This window comes from Serratia sp. 3ACOL1 (assembly GCF_003668775.1).
GTDB lineage: Bacteria > Pseudomonadota > Gammaproteobacteria > Enterobacterales > Enterobacteriaceae > Chania > Chania fonticola.
In genome coordinates, this window is record NZ_CP033055.1 from 3,660,485 (window position 1) to 3,677,667 (window position 17,183).

The following is a 17,183-nucleotide window of genomic DNA, read 5'->3' on the forward strand; positions in this document are numbered from 1 at the left end:
TACAAAAATGAGGGATTACGCAATGGGTAACAATTCCGATCACTCCCTACAAAAAGGTCGTTACTACGTTCTCGGTGCTACTTGCCTAGCCGCCTTGGTATTACCGCTGAGTTTCACCGGGGGTGCCGTCGCCACCCCAACCATCAGCAAGGTTTTCAACGCCGGCCCACCTGCCCAAGCCTGGGTAACCAACGCGTTCATGCTGAGTTTCGGTAGCCTACTCATGGCCGCCGGCACGCTTTCGGACATTTACGGCCGTAAACGCTTATTCACCTGGGGCCTTATGCTATTCGTCATCGTCAGCTTACTTCTGGCCAGTGCCACCAGCATTGTCTGGCTGGATATATTGCGGGCAATTCAGGGGATAGCCGCCGCAGCAGCACTCGCTAGCGGTTCGGCCGCTCTGGCGCAAGAGTTCGAAGGGCATGACAGAACCCGAGCCTTTAGCCTGCTGGGAACGACCTTCGGCCTCGGCCTGGCATTTGGCCCAATGATTGCTGGTGCGCTGATTGAACAGTTCGGCTGGCGCTCGATCTTCATTACCACCGCAATACTCGCCGCAACAGCGCTGATCGCCGCCGTTTCACAGATGCACGAAAGCAAGAATCCGCAGTCTCAAAAGCTGGATCTTCCCGGTTTGGCGAGTTTTTCAGCGATGCTCGTGCTTTTCACTACCGGGATCATCCTCGCCCCACAAGCTGGGTGGGATTCATCGTTGATCGTGGGCATACTTATCAGCGCGCTGACTTGCCTGATAGCGTTCGTGGTTATTGAGCTACACTCAAAGGAGCCGATGCTCGAACTCAGCCTGCTCAGGCATCCACGTTTCATCGGTGTCCAGATACTTCCTTTAGGAACCTGCTATTGCTACATCGTTCTGATAGTGCTGCTGCCATTCAGGCTGACCGGCGTTGAAGGTATTTCTCCCATACAAAGCGGCCTGGTCATGCTGGCACTTTCGGCACCGATGCTGGTGGTGCCGTTACTGGCCGCTTGGTTAACCCGTTGGATCACTGCTGGAACCCTCTCTGGCGTCGGTTTTCTGCTAGCAGCCACAGGGCTGTACATGCTCAGCCAAGTGCCCGTCGGCGATCACCGGCAGTTGATCTTGGCCATGCTAATCATCGGTATCGGAACAGGTTTTCCCTGGGGGCTGATGGATGGACTAGCGGTAAGCGTGGTACCTAAAGAACAAGCGGGCATGGCGGCTGGAATTTTTAACACCACTCGTGTCGCTGGAGAAGGTATCGCACTTGCAATCTCCATTGCCATGCTCACTACCCTGGTCAACAGCAGCCTCCTTAGGCTGCAACCGCAGAATGATAATAGCGAGCTGGTCCAACGCCTAATCATGGGGGATATGAGCCTCTCGAAAAATCTAGACCATGCGCAGGTACTGACCGCATACCAGGAGGGCTTTAGCACCCTAATGTTGATACTCTCGCTTTTTACTATTATTTCATCTTGCGCTGCGTTCTTCTTGCTGAGCCGGAAGGCGCGCCTATAGCGCCATCCTCGCGGGCAGGTGGCTGACCAGCGCATCCACCGCCAGCCGCACTTTCAAGGGTAAATGCGGCGTCAGCGGCCAGACGGCATGCACTTCAAAGTCTTTCCCCGGGATTTCTCCCAACACCTGCTGCAATCGGCCTTCCAGCAAGGCATCACGGATTAGCCAGCATGGCAGCCAGGCAATGCCAAACCCGGCCACCGCCGCGTCAGCAATCGCCTGCAGATCGTCCATCAACAAACGGGGTTTAGGCATCACTTCTCGCATTGTTCCGTCTGCCTGCGGGATCAACCAGCTACGTATCATTGCGGCGTAGCGATAAGCGATAGCATCGTGCTGGGGCAGTTCCTCAACGCTGCTCGGCATACCACAGCGAGCCAGATAATCCGGCGAGGCGCATAGGGTCATGCGGTTATCCCCTAGCCTTCTAGCCACCAGCCCGGCACTGTCCGGCAATGGGCCGTTACGCACAGCCAGATCGAATCCCTCCTCAGCCACATCCACCACCCGATCGCTAAATGAAAGATCGAGTTCCAATCCTGGATGCTCACGCGCCAACGCGGTAAGCACCGGCGCGATACACAGGCGGCCAATCAGCACCGGCATCGAGACCCGCAACCGGCCACTGACCTGCCGCTTACCGCTTTCCAGCAGGTTCTCTGCGACGCGGATCTCCTCCAACGCCCGTAAACAACGCTCATAGAACAGCGCGCCATCGTCAGTCAGATTCAGACTGCGGGTGGTGCGGTGAAACAGGCGCACACCCAGTCGTTGTTCCAGCCGAGCGATAGTTTTGCCCACCGCCGAACGGGAAAGATGCAGCCTGTTGGCCGCCAGCGCAAAGCTGCCCGCCTCCACCACGCTGACTAATACCGAGATGCCACTTAATCGGTCGTTCATCTTTTGTATCCTTTTAGGAAACAATCTTGAGAAAGATTATCGCCACTGGTGACTTTAAATCAACGCTATTATCTCTGGATATCTTCAACCCATCAGGAGCACCACATGGCCGATACCATGCAACGTTGGACAATGAACGCCGTAGGGCGTGAGCATCTGCAATTAACCGAAAGCGCCATTCCACAGCCGGGCCCACATCAGGTACGGGTGAAAGTGAACGCTGTGGCGCTGAACTACCGCGATAAGATGGTGATAGAAGGCACCATGCCGTTGGATCTGCCGCTGCCGTTTACCCCTGCCTCGGATATGGCTGGGGTGGTAGACGCGGTGGGAAGCGACAGCACGCGTTTTCGCCCTGGCGATCGGGTGATCTCTACCTTTAGCCCAGACTGGATCGACGGAAAACCTGACGGTGATGCCCGCACCCCGCCTTATCGTACGGCAGGCGGTACTTATCAGGGAATGCTGGCGGAATACGTAGTGGTCGATGAAACCTGGCTAAGCGCGTCACCTACCACATTAGACGATGCCCAAGCCAGTACCCTGCCCTGCGCCGGACTGACGGCCTGGTTCGCCTTGGTAGAACGCGGCCATTTGCGTGCCGGGGAATCGGTATTGGTGCAAGGCACCGGTGGCGTTGCCTTGTTCGCGCTACAGATTGCCAAAGCCCACGGAGCAGAGGTCTTTATCACTTCCGGCAGCGAAGAGAAGCTGCTACGTGCCAAGGCGTTAGGGGCCGATCACGGCATTCACCGCCTGCGAGAGGATTGGGTGGAGACGCTCTATCAACTGACGCAGGATCGCGGTATCGATCATATTGTCGAAACCGTTGGCGGCAGCAATCTGGTCAACTCACTACGCGCCGTGGCGATACATGGTCATATCTCGGTCATTGGCGTGCTGGAGGGTTTTGATATTGCCATTCCAGCTAGCCTATTGCTGCTGAAATCGCCGCAGATCCAGGGAATCGGTGTAGGCCATCGCCGCGCATTGGAAGATCTGGTACGCGCCGTCGACGCCAACGGCATCAAGCCTGTCATCGACCAGCGTTACCGTTTCGATCAGCTACCCGCGGCGCTCGATCACCTCGATCGCGGCCCGTTCGGCAAAATCGTACTGACGCGTTAACCCTGCATGATGGCGCTGTTGTCCCGCAGCCGGGCGATTTCATCGCTCGGCGTAATGCCAAACAGCCGCTTAAACTCGCGGCTGAACTGCGAAGCGCTCTCGTAGCCCACGCGGATCGCCGCCGTGCTGGCCTTAAGACCGTCATGTACCATCAGCAAACGCGCCTTGTGCAGACGATACGACTTCACATACTGCAGCGGCGAGGTGTTGGTCACCGCCTTGAAGTTATGGTGAAACGCCGACACGCTCATGTTCACTTCGTACGCCAACTGTTCGACGTTGAGGTTCTCGGCATATTGATTCTCAATCCGCCGTAACGCCTTGGCGATCTGGCTGAAATGGGTATGCCGGTTAACCAGTTCCTGCAACGAAGCACCGCAACTGCCACGCAGCACGTAATAAAGCAGCTCACGCACGATCTGTGGCCCCAGCACCCGAGCATCCAGCGGTTTCTCCATCACGTCCAACAGACGTTCGGTGGCGCACAGCATTTCATCGCTAAGCACTGAGAGGTTAACGCCGCAGCTTTCACCCCTAGGCTGCATCAGGTAATCGTCATCACCGATATCGATCAGCAGATCCTGTAGCATCTGGGTGTCGATATTGACCGCCAGCCCCACCAGCGGCTGTTCCGGGCTGGCAAAGGTTTCACACTCAAACGGCAGCGATACCGTCATCAGCAGGTAATTGCGCGGATCGTACTGAAACACCTTGCTGCCACAGTAGCCCACCTTGTGGCCCTGAAAGATGATGACAATGCCTGGCTCATACATCACCGGCTGACGCGGGTAATATTCGTCGGAATACAGCACCTTCACCATAGGTACGGGCGTTGGGCTATAGCCTTTGGCAGCAGCAAAGCGCATCGCCTGGCGCGCCATACGGCTACGTAGTTCAACGTTGTCCATCAGCAAGCCCCTCTAGTCGCCTGAATAATTCGACACGGATAATAACCATAAACATGCATTTTCTACAGTGTAGTGTAGGAATAGGCAAGACACCGACAGGAATGTGCATTGTGCGATCGTGCCAGGTTGCCGACAATAGACTCCAGTTATTTTGCGCCGCTGGCGCTTCCTTTATAGCCATACCCTATGGATTTCAAGCTGCAGCTAGGCGACAAGCTATCTCAGCCCCAGGAGCTTACTTTTAGTAAGTGACTGGGGTGAGATAGTGCAGGTAACAACGCTGCAGCTTGAAAGACGACGGGTATACAAAAGAGAATACGATAATGCAAAACTTCATCCTCCACACCCCAACCAAAATCCTGTTCGGTAAAGACCAGATTGCCGAATTAGGCAAACAAATCCCGGCAGATGCCCGCATCCTGATCACCTACGGCGGTGGCAGCGTGAAGAACAACGGCGTGCTGGATCAGGTCTATACCGCACTGGCTGGCCGCAACGTGCAGGAGTTCTCCGGTATCGAGCCTAACCCGACCTATGAAACCCTGATGAAAGCGGTGGAAGTCGTGCGGGCAGAAAAGATCGACTTTCTGCTGGCGGTCGGCGGCGGCTCAGTGGTTGATGGCACCAAATTTATCGCGGCAGCGGCCGACTACCAGGCCGATCGCGATCCTTGGCATATCCTGAAAACCGTGGGCAGCGAGATCGTCAGCGCGATACCGATGGGCTGTGTGCTGACCTTGCCAGCAACCGGCTCCGAGTCCAACAGCGGCGCGGTGATCACCCGTAAAAGCAGCGGCGACAAACAGCACTTCTTCTCTCCGCTGGTGCAGCCTCTGTTCGCAGTGCTCGATCCGGTGGTGACCTATTCACTGCCACCGCGCCAAATCGCCAACGGCGTAGTGGATGCCTTTGTCCACACCATTGAGCAATACCTGACTTACCCGGTCGATGCCAAGGTGCAGGATCGCTTTGCCGAAGGCCTGCTGTTAACGCTGCTGGAGGATGGCCCACGTGCGCTGGCCGAACCGGAAAACTATGCGGTACGTGCCAACGTGATGTGGAGTGCCACCATGGCGCTGAACGGCCTGATCGGTGCCGGTGTGCCGCAGGACTGGGCAACGCATATGCTCGGCCATGAGCTAACCGCTATGCACGGCCTGGATCATGCGCAAACCCTGGCCGTCGTCCTGCCTGCCTTGCTGGTAGAGAAAAAAGCCCAGAAACGCGAAAAATTGCTGCAGTACGCCGATCGCGTCTGGGGTCTGCGTGAGGGTTCCGAAGAAAGCCGTATCGACGGCGCGATTGCCGCCACCCGTGCCTTCTTTGAACAAATGGGCGTGCCAACCCGTCTGTCTGATTATCAACTCGACGGTAGCTCCATCCCTGCGCTGATCGACAAATTGCACCAGCACGGCATGACCGCACTGGGCGAGCATGGGGACATTACGCTGGAAGTCAGCCAACGCATTTATCAAGCGGCACGCTAATTGCTAGCGCACGATTTCATCGCAACATCACAGTTTCCTGCTAGGCTTTAGTTTCTACTTACCGTGCCCGACCGATCAACGGGCACGGTTGTGCGCCTTATCCGCGCTTTCGATCGCATCGCATAACATCGTCTCGTTAACTCATGGGAGAATTTTATGGCGAACCAATCCAGCTCCGCATCTGACAATAGCATTCGTGCCTGGGCCGCGCCCGGCAAGGGACAGCCGCTTGAACCTTTTACCTTCGACGCCGGTGCATTAGGCGACGATGAGATTGAAGTTGCTATCGATTACTGTGGCGTCTGCCACTCCGACCTCTCCATGCTCAATAATGAATGGGGCATGACCCACTATCCGTTCGTGCCCGGCCATGAGGTGGTGGGCAAAGTCACCAAGCTGGGGCCCATGCGCAGAACAAAGGGCTGAAGATTGGCCAGGTGGTGGGCGTTGGCTGGAATCGCGGCAGCTGTATGCACTGCCACCCCTGTATGTCTGGCGATCAACATCTGTGCAACGAGGTACAACCTACCATTATTGGTCGCCACGGCGGTTTTGCCGATCGCATCCGCAGCCACTGGGCCTGGGCGATCCCACTGCCGGAAGACGTTGACGTGACCAGCGCCGGGCCGCTGTTCTGCGGCGGGATCACGGTGTTCAACCCGCTATTGCAATACGATGTCCGCCCAACACAGCGCGTTGGTGTGGTCGGTATCGGCGGCCTGGGCCACATGGCGATCCGCTTTATGCATGCCTGGGGCTGTGAAGTCACCGCCTTCACCTCGTCCAACAGCAAACGTGACGAAGCGCTTTCGCTAGGTGCACACCGCGTGGTAGCCAGCAATGACAGCGCAGCGTTGCAGGCCATCGCCAATCAGCTCGACTTTATTCTGGTCACCGCCAGCGCCTCTTTAGATTGGGATGCCTTTATCGGCACCTTGGCCCCGAAAGGCCGCCTGCACTTCGTTGGCGCGATCCCAGACCCAGTGCCGGTTCAGGTGTTCTCGTTTATCAGCAAACAGGCCGAGCTTTCCGCTTCACCTACCGGAGCCCCTTCACGCCTGGCCGATATGCTGGCGTTCTGCGCCCGGCACGGCATAGAGCCACAGGTGGAGCATTTCCCACTGAGCAAGGTCAACGATGCCATCGCGCATTTGGAAGCGGGCAAGGCCCGTTACCGTATCGTACTGGATATGCACGCTTGAGGTCGCAAACTCGGCAAGCGCTGAGGTGGCGAACTAAAATTCATGTAAGCAGGCCTTGGCCTGAAAGCAGTCATAAGGAGATAGCGCATGCAACCCATCATCAAACTCCACGATGGTAATCTGATGCCGCAGTTGGGTCTCGGCGTATGGCAAGCCAGCATTGAAGAAACCACGCAGGCCGTCACCAAAGCGCTGGAAGTCGGCTATCGCTCCATCGATACCGCCGCGATTTACAAAAATGAAGAAGGAGTGGGTGCCGCGCTGCAAGCCACCGCGATCCCACGCGAAGAGCTGTTTATCACCACAAAACTGTGGAACGACGATCAGGGCGATCCGCAGGCGGCGCTCGAAACCAGCCTGAAAAAGCTGAAGCTGGATTACGTCGATCTCTACCTGATCCACTGGCCGAAACCGGCACAGGATCAGTATGTCGAAGCCTGGCGCGGCTTGATCAAACTGCGTGAGCAAGGGCTGGTGAAAAGCATCGGCGTCTGTAACTTCCACACGCCACATCTGCAACGCCTGTTGGATGAAACCAGCGTCGCACCAGTGATCAACCAGATCGAACTGCACCCGCTGCTGCAACAGCGCCAGCTGCGCGCCTGGAATGCCACCCACCATATCGCTACCGAATCCTGGAGCCCGTTGGCGCAAGGGGGCGAAGGCGTCTTCGATCAACCGCTGATTAAGAAGCTGGCAGAGAAGTACAACAAGACGCCTGCACAGATCGTCGTGCGCTGGCATCTGGACAGCGGCCTGATCGTGATCCCGAAATCGGTTACGCCAGCGCGCATTCGCGAAAACTTTGAGGTATTTGATTTCAAACTGGATAAGGACGAACTGGGCGAAATCACCAAGCTGGATATCGGCAACCGCCTGGGGCCGGATCCTGATTCTCTGTAAACATGGCGGGGCCGCACTGTCGGCCCCGTTGCTATATTGTTGGTAGCCTCTCGCGTTAATTGGCTTTTAACCCAAGATCTTATCGGTCGCTGACGCTATGATATGGCGCAGCAATCCGATCACAGCAGCTTGGAGTTTCATGACTTTCTCTTTCTCATCTTTGCCGCGCCTGACCATGGTGTTAATGCTATTGGTGCTGGCAGGCTGTTCCAGCAAGCACCAGCGCACCAGCCACAATCCTCACGCCTATGACGATGAAATCGAAGACGCGGCCAACGAATACAAAATCGATCGCAAGCTGATCGCCGCCATTATTCAGGTAGAGTCCGGCTTTAACCCTAAAGCTGTCAGCCCTTCCAACGCCATCGGCCTGATGCAGCTTAAGGCGAACACCGCCGGCTGTGATGCCTACCGTTTTAAAGGCAAACGCGGCTGCCCGGATGATGACGACCTGTTGGATCCAGAAACCAATATCGATCTGGGGGCGGCCTATATCGGGGCGCTGCAACAGCAGCAACTGAAGTGGATTGACGATCCGGTGACCCGTCGCTATGCCACTGAGGTGGCTTATGCCAACGGCGCGGGAGCCTTGCTACGTACCTTCTCCAGCGATCGCCAAAAAGCCATCAGAATGATCAACAGCCTGTCACCGGAAGCCTTTCACTGGCATGTGCGCCAGTATCATCCGTCTCCGCAGGCACCGCGCTATATGCTGAAGGTCGAGGCGGCGTATAACAGTTTGTAGCCAGAATACTCAGGCTATCCCTGATAACCTACCGTGGAATTTCTGCAAATTTGACACGATGGAGCGGTAGACATGGGTTGAAAAATCGCCAGGTAAAGTTTTTGTTACCGCATCGATGGCTCTCGGAACGTTCTCCGCGAAATAATGCAGGATCTCCATCATTTGCTCTGCGGGGAAATTCACCTCCTTTGCTGTCGCCACAAAGTGACGGGGATAGATCTTGCCAATCTCGTTTTTCCTTCCCTTGCTGGCTTTCAGGCTCATTGCCAACTTAAGATCGCTCATATGTAAACCTTGCCCACCGAGCACGGGAAAGGCAGAAATAATGTCGTAGAAGGGAGTTAATCTAAAGCTACCGCCTGCCTGAATAAAAATGGAGAAATTTTTCGCATGCCCATCCGTTGCACCAAGCAGCCATTGAAAAACCTGAAATTTCATAAAGTCATATCGGTCTTTTAACGCGGTGCTGGAACCAAGCAAAAAATCCATGATCTTGGCAATTCCTGGCCCCCCGTCTGATTCATACTTCACTGATGAGGGCAGACCGAAAACTTGGCAGAGATCTTCTTGCGGCAAGCGAAGCAACTCGGTTCTGTTCTTCACCCAGCGACGATCAAACCGTTCAACTGCCAGAGCCCTGATGGTCTCAGTCCTGATGATCTCGGTATCAGGCACAGCAAATCCAAGTTCACGTGCTAATGCCAGACATAAATATTCATTATCAACACTCTCACGCAGATCCAGCGTGGCATTAGGCTGTTTTATTTCGCCTATCGGCAGCTTAATGATGTGGGTAGTTGGCGTCATTCCACTCGGGAGACACCAATCCTCATTAATCTTCAGCAGCGCCGTCTTTTCCTGGGCACCTGCAACCGATATTCTGAAATCGTCTTCTTCATTAATCATGCCAAGCGGAATATCTGATTGGTATGCGGTGAGTAACGTTTCCAGTCGGATTTTATCCAGTGGCTGCCATGTTAATGTCAGTTCGGTGACAGTTTTCCCTGGCGGAAGTAACGTCACAGCTCCCACACTATCTCTCCCTATCTCGGCAAGAAGATCAAAGGGTTGTGTCGATTTGGCGTGATACCTTTTAACAATTCGCTCCCGAACCTTTGGGTTGTCCGGCAACAGGTTATCAAAGTAGTTAATCACCGCATCAGATGTGATGTTGCCTACCTCTAAAGGCAGAGATAGAGAAAGAGGCCTAGCGCGCGGATTGCGCATCCAACTATCATCATATCTGAACGTATGCGCACCGGTTGTCTGCTTCGTCAACTCACCGACTAGTTCGTTGTTCATCCACGTAATAAGCGTTGCCATTACCAGTCAAGCTCCTGTTGATTTTCCTTATCACAGACGGCTGTCATATCATTTTTTTCGCATACAACCATAGACATTTCAAGTGATTGCAATATTTTAAACAGCGTAGTTAGCGTTGTTTTTTCGGGGTTGTTTTCGAAGTTGGAAATGGTTGCCTGCTTAATACCGATCCGACCGGCAAGATCGCTTTGCGTCCAATGGTTTCTCTGCCGCACTAGTTTTAGATAGTTTGCCAGTTGGGCCGGGCTATAAATTTTTGGTGGACTCATCACACTGACCTCCTAGGTATCCACACTAAAGGATAATTATCAGTATATCCTCTGATGAGGATAAAGGAATAAATATCCTCACAAAGGGATAATGATAAGTATATCCCCACAAGGGGATAATCACGATTCTGGATCCAGCGGCTATTGAAAGTTTTTAAGTGATGTATAAAAAGCTATGCCCTCAGGGAGAGGGCTAGTACGAGGGAGCCACTTGGGCTCCCTGCTCTATCAGGCCTTACCGTTGCGGATAGGCTTGCGCGGTGGCTTGTTGGACGGTGTGCGCTGGCGGGTAATGTCCGTGTGCTTGGTCAACGCCGGGCGGGTATGCCGCTGTAGGCGCTTGGCCTCGCGCTGTTCGTCGATGCTCGGTGCTGGTACCAGGCATTCGCGACGGCCACCAATCAGGTGCTTCATCCCCATCTCTTCCAACGCCGTACGGATCAGCGGCCAGTTAAGCGGATCGTGATAGCGCAACAATGCCTTATGCAGGCGGCGCTGGCGATCGCCCTTCGGAATAAACACGTCTTCACTCTTATACCCCACCTTACCCAACGGGTTCTTGCCGCTGTAATACATGGTGGTGGAGTTAGCCATTGGCGACGGGTAGAAGTTCTGTACCTGATCGAGACGGAAACGGTTTTTCTTCAGCCACAGGGCCAGATTCACCATGTCTTCATCGCGGGTGCCCGGATGCGAGGAGATGAAATAAGGGATCAGGTACTGCTCTTTACCTGCCTGTTTGGAATACTGATCGAACAGCTGCTTGAAGCGATCGTAGCTGCCCATCCCCGGCTTCATCATCTTGGACAATGGCCCGGTTTCGGTATGCTCTGGCGCGATCTTCAGATAGCCACCCACGTGATGGGTCGCCAGTTCCTTGATATAGCGCGGATCTTCAACCGCCAGATCGTAACGCACCCCGGAGGCGATCAGGATCTTCTTGATCCCTTCCAGCTCACGGGCGCGGCGGTAAAGTTTGATGGTCGGCTCATGGTTGGTATCCATATAGGTACAGATTTCCGGATACACGCAGGAGGCACGGCGGCAGGTTTGCTCGGCACGCGGGTTGGTGCAGCGCAGCATATACATGTTGGCTGTTGGGCCACCCAGATCGGAGATCACCCCAGTAAAACCTGGCACCTTGTCGCGGATCTCTTCGATTTCACGCACGATCGAGTCTTCTGAACGGCTCTGGATGATGCGCCCTTCATGCTCGGTGATCGAACAGAATGAACAACCGCCGTAGCAGCCGCGCATAATATTCACCGAGAAGCGGATCATATCGTAGGCCGGGATGCGATCTTCGCCATAGGATGGGTGCGGCACACGCTGGTAGGGCAGGGCAAACACGCTGTCCATTTCCGGCGTGGTGAGTGGGATCGCCGGTGGGTTGATCCACACGTAGCGGTCGCCATGTTTTTGCATCAAGGCGCGGGCGCAGCCAGGGTTGGTTTCATGGTGCAAGATGCGTGAAGTGTGGGCATACAGCACCTTGTCCGCCTTCACCTTCTCGAAGGAAGGCAGCAGCACGTAGGTTTTTTCCCACGGCTTGGGCTTGGCGGCACGCACGGTGACGGGCTTGGCCTCTGGCTCTGGCGTGCTGCCGTCGGCACAGGGCAAATCCTCACCGTAAGGATTAGGGATTGCCTCGATACGGCCTGGCTTGTCCAGGCGAGTGGAATCCACCCCGCTCCAGCCCGGCATGGCCCCTTTACGCATCACTGCGGTGTTACGGATATCGTGGATATCCTGAATTTTTTCACCTGCCGCCAGGCGATGCGCCAACTCCACCAGCGGGCGTTCGCCGTTGCCGTAGATCAGCATATCAGCCTTGGAATCCACCAGGACCGAGCGGCGTACGGTATCCGACCAGTAATCATAATGGGCAATGCGGCGCAGGCTGGCTTCGATACCGCCCAGGATGACGGGCACATCTTTATAGGCTTCTCTACAGCGTTGGCTATAGACCAGGGTGGCGCGATCCGGGCGTTTGCCACCCACGTTACCGGCGGTGTAGGCATCGTCATGACGCAGTTTACGATCGGCGGTGTAGCGGTTGATCATCGAATCCATATTGCCGGCGGTCACGCCGAAGAACAGGTTCGGTTTGCCCAAACGCATAAAGTCTTCTTTGTTGCTCCAGTCCGGCTGAGCAATGATCCCTACGCGGAAGCCCTGAGCCTCCAGCATGCGGCCCACAATCGCCATGCCAAAGCTTGGGTGATCGACGTAAGCGTCCCCGCTGATCACAATCACATCGCAGCTATCCCAGCCTAATTGGTCCATCTCCTCACGCGACATCGGTAAAAACGGCGCGGGGCCAAAACATTCGGCCCAATAAGGCTCGTAGGAGAACAATTCACGTTCGGGTTGGATCAGGCTGGTAGTGCTCATTCGGGTGCTCTTGTGCAGGTTAATTTATCGCCGGGCGGCGATTATACGCACTCGCCGCCAAAAGAGCATGGTTATTTCTCAGATTACTCAGCTTTTGACCTCAAACTCGTACACATCGCTGCGGCACAGCGTTTCGCTGAACTCCAGCACTTCTCCCTGGGCATTGCGGCTGGTCTGGACAATGCGTAACAGCGGCGTGCCGCTTTGCACGTTGAGCAAACTGGCGTTTTCGTCACTGCTGGCAACCGCCTTCAATAAAAAATGCCTACCCTCTGGCACAATACCTCGCGACCTCCATAGGGCATACAGCGAGTGTTCCAGCTCTTCGGGATCGGGCAGAAAACGGGTCGGGATATAGGTGGTTTCCAACGATACCGGATTTCCATCCATCAACCGCAGGCGGCGTAGCTTGATCACGATACTGTCGCTTGCCAACTCCAGCGCCTTGGCTACCTCGCTGGGTGCCTTTATGCAGGAACGCAACAGCCATTGGTTACTGACGCTGCTGCCACTGCGCAAAACCTGCGCGGTAAAGCCGTTATCCTGATTGAGGGAATAACCGATGTGCATGGCCACTCGAGTACCAATGCCCTGTTGGCGTGAGACCAGCGCTTTTTCTTCCAGCAACCTCATCGCCTTACTGACGGTAACGCGTGACAAATCCAATGCTTCAGCCAGCATGCGTTCCGGCGGTAAAAAATCGCCAACGCCCAGGACACGCTGCTTGATGGCAATTTCCAGGGTATTCGCTAGCTGGATGTAACGTGGTGCCGCCGCTGCCTGTGTAAACTGCTGACGCAGCCAGGCAATAAAATCATTCATCGGACCCACCTCTGATTTGTTCGCATTCCTCAACCGCCTCGTTTTTACCATATTTGTCACATTCAGGGTAATTACACCATGTGCGCTTGCATTGGACTTAGATTGGAGTCACATTTTTCAACCATTGGACTTTAATTGGATCCATTTTACGACTAACATTAGCAACACTGATGTTTTACATCGGTTAGCACCAACACCAGGGAACACCCATATAAATGAAAAATATAAAAAATCCTCACCACGCCATACTCGGGGCGCTCTATGGGCAAGCCGTGGGCGATGCGATGGGGATGCCGTCAGAACTGTGGCCATTACAACAGGTTAGTGATTATTTTGGTTGGATCACCCACTTCCTGCCTGGCCCGGCAGAAAATATCGCAGCAAACGGCTTTATCGCCGGGGAATACACGGATGACACCCAGCAGGCAGTGGCCTTGATGGATGCGCTGTTGGCCGCCGAGGGCCGGGTCGAGCCGGAACGTATTGCTCACCACATCATGCTGTGGGCAGAACGGATCGGAGCCTTTGAGAAAAATATCCTCGGCCCCAGCTCCAAAGCCGCGCTGTTGGCGTTTCGCGCCGGTACGCCGGTGGCAGAGATCGCCGCTAACGGCGTGACCAATGGAGCAGCCATGCGTGTAGCTCCGTTAGGCTGCCTGCTGCCAAGCGGCGATTTGCCAGCCTTTATCACAGCGATAAGGTTGTCTTGCAGCCCGACCCACAAGTCGGATATCGCCGTGGCCGGCGCTTTTGCCATTGCCTGGGCCGTTAGCCGGGCTGTCGAAGGCGCGGATTGGGCCACCATCAAGCAAGAACTGCCCGCACGGGTGGAGCAGGTGCAACAGCAACATATCACCACCTTCAGCCCTTCGCTCAGTCGCCGTCTGGTTTGGGCGCTGGAGTTCACCGCTAACCTGGGCCATCTGCCGGATAGCGAAGCATTGGCGGAGCTTTACCATACCGTCGGTGCCGGGATGGACACTATCGAGTCAATCCCGATGGCGTTGGCGCTGGTTGAACTGGCAGACACCGATCCGCAACGTTGTGCGATCCTGGCCGCCAATCTGGGTGGAGATACCGATACCATTGGCGCAATGGCAACGGCAATCTGCGGAGCCTTACGCGGCGTAGCCGCTTTCCCGACGGAGTGGATCGCCACGATCAATAGCGCCAATCAAATAGATTTTGAGCCCTACGCGGCCGCTCTCCTCAGGCTGCGCAAACAGGAATAAATCGCATCATGAGTGAAATCAACCGCAGTGAGACATGGAAAGTAGAAAGCACGGGGATCGATCGCGTACCGGATGCAGAGCAGACCGGTAAACCGCTCGAGCTGTTCTGGATATGGTCTGCCGCCAACATCGGCATTCTCGGCGTGGTGTACGGGGCAATTATTGTCGCGTTCGGCCTGTCCTTTATCCAGTCAATCCTGGCCGCATTGGTCGGGGTAGCCAGTTTTGCTTTGGTCGGTTACACCAGCTTCGCCGGGAAACGTGGCCGTACCTCTACTTTGACCTTATCGCGGGTGATTTTTGGCCTGAAGGGCAACATCGCCCCCACCACCTTCAGTTGGATCAACCTGATGGGCTGGGAAGCGGTGAACGTCATTACCGGCACGCTCACCCTGGCGGCGCTGTTCCAGGCCATAGGCCTGGGTGAAAGCCACTCCCTTACCGCTATCAGCCTGTTGCTGTTTGGTGGCTTGACCATCGTAGTCAGCCTACTGGGCCAGAACACGGTAGTCTGGATGCAGAGCTGGTTCAGCCGGATATTCGGCACCATGACGCTGATTGTGGTGCTGTATATCGTCTTCACCACCGAATGGGGCAAAGTGCTGTCACTGCCTTCCGGCAGTTGGTTGACCGGGTTCCTGCCCGCCGTTTCGGTGATCGCCGCCGGTACCGGTATCAGTTGGGCTATCGCCGGGGCCGATTACAGCCGTTATCAAAGCCCAGAATCTTCAGATAAAAGCATCTTTGCCGCCGTGGTGGGCGGTGCCTGTCTGCCCCTGATCCTGCTGATGTTCACCGGCATTCTGCTTTCGGTACAACTGCCGGATCTGGCCAGCGCCGCCAACCCGATTGCGTTAATCGGCTCGGTGCTGCCAAAGTGGATGGCCATCCCTTATCTGTTGGCCGCAACCGCCGGTATCGTCACTATTGCCGTGCTCAGCCTCTACTCCGCCAGCCTTAACCTGCTAACGCTAGGCGTGAAGGTGAAACAGTCGTTAGCCGTCTCCATTGATGCCGTAGTGATCCTTGGCATCGCCATTTATGTGCTGTTTATCTCTGGCGACTTTATGGGGCCATTCATCTCGTTCCTGGTGTTCTGTGGGGTATTCCTTGCCGCCTGGGAGGCCATTTTCATTCTCGATTATGCTAAAGTGCGCCGTCATCATGGTTACGACGGTAATGCCCTGTACGGCCTGAACGGACAGAACCGCGGAGTGCGTAAGGTGCCGTTATTCTGCTGGTTCCTCGGCGCCTTGTGCGGGCTGCTGGTGACCAAAACCGGCTTTATCGATGGCCCATTGGCTAAAGGCCTGTTCGCTGACTCCAGCCTGGGGCTGTTCGTTTCCTTCCTGGTCAGCCTGATTGCCTATGGCCTCTATCTGGCAAGTAACAAAGGACATCAATGAGTGAATTTGTCGCAGTAAAACCTATTCTGGTGGTAGGCGGTGCCGTAGGTGACGTAGTTCTCACACTACCAAAGCTGCCAGCCAGCGGTGAAGATATCGAAGCGCAGCCACAAGAGCGACAGATTGGCGGTTGCGCCTTCAACGTAGCACGGGCGCTACGCCGCCTGGATGTCCCCGTGATTAACGGTATGCCGGTTGGCAACGGAGACTGGGGAACGGCCATCGAAGCCGCCATGCAGGAGCTGGATCTGCCGGTGCTGTTACGGCATGGCCAGTTGGATAATGGTTGGTGCCTGGCGTTGGTGGAACCCAACGGTGAACGTACTTTTGTTACCGTAACCGGTTGTGAAGCGCATTGGAATAAGGCGCAACTGGCCACCCTGCCGCTAACGCCGGAAACGGTGGTGTATGCCAACGGCTATGAACTGGTGGGAGAACCCGGTGAAGCACTGCGAGACTGGCTTACCCGCCTGCCGTTCGATCAGTGGCGGCTGCTGGATCCCGGCCCGCGCGTCGATCAACTAGGTGAAGAGTTTTTCGCCATGCTTAGCGACAGCCACACCCTACTCACCCTCAACCGCGACGAAGTCGCGATCTTGTGTGGGGAAGGTGACGCAGTCAGCGCCGCACAACGTTATGCCACTGCGCATAACATTACCCTGATCTGCCGGTTGGATCGTGACGGTGCCTGGGTCTGTGATGGCCACAATGAGCCGCAGCATGTGCCCGTTTACCCGGTTGACGTCGTTGATACCATCGGCGCGGGGGATGCCCATTGTGCGGGTTTGCTAGCCGGACTTTCCGCTAGCCTGCCGCTGGTACAAGCCGTCGATCTTGCCAACCGCGTAGCCGCCTGCGTGGTAGCCAGCCGTGGTGCCGCCGGAGCACCAGACTGGCAACAGTTGCAACAGCGTTTTCCTATCTGATATCAAAGGGGCTGAACTCAGCCCCTTTGTT

14 protein-coding genes and 1 pseudogene are annotated in these 17,183 nt (G+C 55.5%); 9 read left to right on the forward strand and 6 right to left on the reverse strand.

Going from position 1 to position 17,183, the window contains the following annotated elements:
* Nucleotides 1–22 precede the first annotated feature (22 nt).
* The gene (locus D9980_RS16440; RefSeq protein WP_121607868.1) at nt 23–1,507 is read left to right on the forward strand and encodes an MFS transporter; all 1,485 of its coding nucleotides are present in this window, start codon (nt 23–25) and stop codon (nt 1,505–1,507) included.
* On the opposite strand, the gene D9980_RS16445 is transcribed toward D9980_RS16440, so the two are convergent.
* The gene (locus D9980_RS16445) at nt 1,502–2,407 is read right to left on the reverse strand and encodes a LysR family transcriptional regulator (protein ID WP_121607869.1); all 906 of its coding nucleotides are present in this window, start codon (nt 2,405–2,407) and stop codon (nt 1,502–1,504) included. The genes D9980_RS16440 and D9980_RS16445 overlap by 6 nt on opposite strands.
* A 105-nt stretch (nt 2,408–2,512) precedes the next feature.
* Here D9980_RS16445 and D9980_RS16450 point away from each other — a divergent pair, with 105 nt between their 5' ends.
* On the forward strand, nt 2,513–3,535 hold the full coding sequence (locus D9980_RS16450; protein WP_121607870.1) for an NAD(P)-dependent alcohol dehydrogenase: 1,023 nt from the start codon (nt 2,513–2,515) through the stop codon (nt 3,533–3,535).
* Here D9980_RS16450 and D9980_RS16455 read toward each other — a convergent pair.
* The gene (locus D9980_RS16455; RefSeq protein ID WP_235166928.1) at nt 3,532–4,416 is read right to left on the reverse strand and encodes an AraC family transcriptional regulator; all 885 of its coding nucleotides are present in this window, start codon (nt 4,414–4,416) and stop codon (nt 3,532–3,534) included. The genes D9980_RS16450 and D9980_RS16455 overlap by 4 nt on opposite strands.
* A gap of 350 nt (nt 4,417–4,766) precedes the next feature.
* On the opposite strand from D9980_RS16455, the gene yqhD reads away from it, so the two are divergent.
* The 4 genes and pseudogenes from yqhD to D9980_RS16475 all read left to right on the forward strand — a co-directional run bounded on the left by yqhD (nt 4,767) and on the right by D9980_RS16475 (nt 8,780).
* Complete coding sequence (gene yqhD, locus D9980_RS16460) at nt 4,767–5,930, forward strand: alcohol dehydrogenase (RefSeq protein WP_121607871.1); 1,164 nt, start codon at nt 4,767–4,769, stop codon at nt 5,928–5,930.
* Nucleotides 5,931–6,086: 156 nt separating this feature from the next.
* Nucleotides 6,087–7,132, forward strand: a pseudogene (locus D9980_RS16465) (NAD(P)-dependent alcohol dehydrogenase).
* 87 nt (nt 7,133–7,219) lie between these two features.
* Nucleotides 7,220–8,035 (forward strand): 2,5-didehydrogluconate reductase DkgA, encoded by an 816-nt coding sequence (gene dkgA, locus D9980_RS16470; RefSeq protein ID WP_021179533.1) that lies wholly within the window; start codon nt 7,220–7,222, stop codon nt 8,033–8,035.
* Nucleotides 8,036–8,174: 139 nt separating this feature from the next.
* On the forward strand, nt 8,175–8,780 hold the full coding sequence (locus tag D9980_RS16475; RefSeq protein WP_121607872.1) for a transglycosylase SLT domain-containing protein: 606 nt from the start codon (nt 8,175–8,177) through the stop codon (nt 8,778–8,780).
* Nucleotides 8,781–8,789: 9 nt separating this feature from the next.
* Here the strand turns inward: D9980_RS16475 and D9980_RS16480 are convergent, their stop codons facing one another.
* The 4 genes from D9980_RS16480 to D9980_RS16495 form a co-directional block, all read right to left on the reverse strand.
* The gene (locus tag D9980_RS16480; protein ID WP_121607873.1) at nt 8,790–10,103 is read right to left on the reverse strand and encodes a type II toxin-antitoxin system HipA family toxin; all 1,314 of its coding nucleotides are present in this window, start codon (nt 10,101–10,103) and stop codon (nt 8,790–8,792) included.
* The gene (hipB, locus tag D9980_RS16485) at nt 10,103–10,375 is read right to left on the reverse strand and encodes a type II toxin-antitoxin system antitoxin HipB (protein ID WP_024529137.1); all 273 of its coding nucleotides are present in this window, start codon (nt 10,373–10,375) and stop codon (nt 10,103–10,105) included. Before hipB ends, D9980_RS16480 begins: the two co-directional genes overlap by 1 nt.
* Before the next feature lie 225 nt (nt 10,376–10,600).
* Nucleotides 10,601–12,766: a YgiQ family radical SAM protein gene (locus tag D9980_RS16490; RefSeq protein ID WP_121607874.1), complete on the reverse strand. Its 2,166-nt coding sequence runs from the start codon at nt 12,764–12,766 to the stop codon at nt 10,601–10,603.
* Between the two features lie 87 nt (nt 12,767–12,853).
* Nucleotides 12,854–13,588 (reverse strand): GntR family transcriptional regulator, encoded by a 735-nt coding sequence (locus D9980_RS16495; protein ID WP_121607875.1) that lies wholly within the window; start codon nt 13,586–13,588, stop codon nt 12,854–12,856.
* A 215-nt stretch (nt 13,589–13,803) separates the two neighbouring features.
* Here D9980_RS16495 and D9980_RS16500 point away from each other — a divergent pair, with 215 nt between their 5' ends.
* Genes D9980_RS16500 through D9980_RS16510 form a run of 3 tightly spaced genes read left to right on the forward strand, consistent with a single transcriptional unit; the run spans nt 13,804 to nt 17,152 of the window.
* Complete coding sequence (locus tag D9980_RS16500; RefSeq protein ID WP_121607876.1) at nt 13,804–14,820, forward strand: ADP-ribosylglycohydrolase family protein; 1,017 nt, start codon at nt 13,804–13,806, stop codon at nt 14,818–14,820.
* An 8-nt stretch (nt 14,821–14,828) separates the two neighbouring features.
* On the forward strand, nt 14,829–16,226 hold the full coding sequence (locus D9980_RS16505; RefSeq protein WP_024483017.1) for a cytosine permease: 1,398 nt from the start codon (nt 14,829–14,831) through the stop codon (nt 16,224–16,226).
* Nucleotides 16,223–17,152 carry a PfkB family carbohydrate kinase gene (locus D9980_RS16510; RefSeq protein ID WP_121607877.1) on the forward strand — a complete coding sequence of 310 codons (930 nt, stop codon included), beginning with the start codon at nt 16,223–16,225 and terminating at the stop codon, nt 17,150–17,152. Before D9980_RS16505 ends, D9980_RS16510 begins: the two co-directional genes overlap by 4 nt.
* The last annotated feature ends 31 nt before the right edge of the window (nt 17,153–17,183 follow it).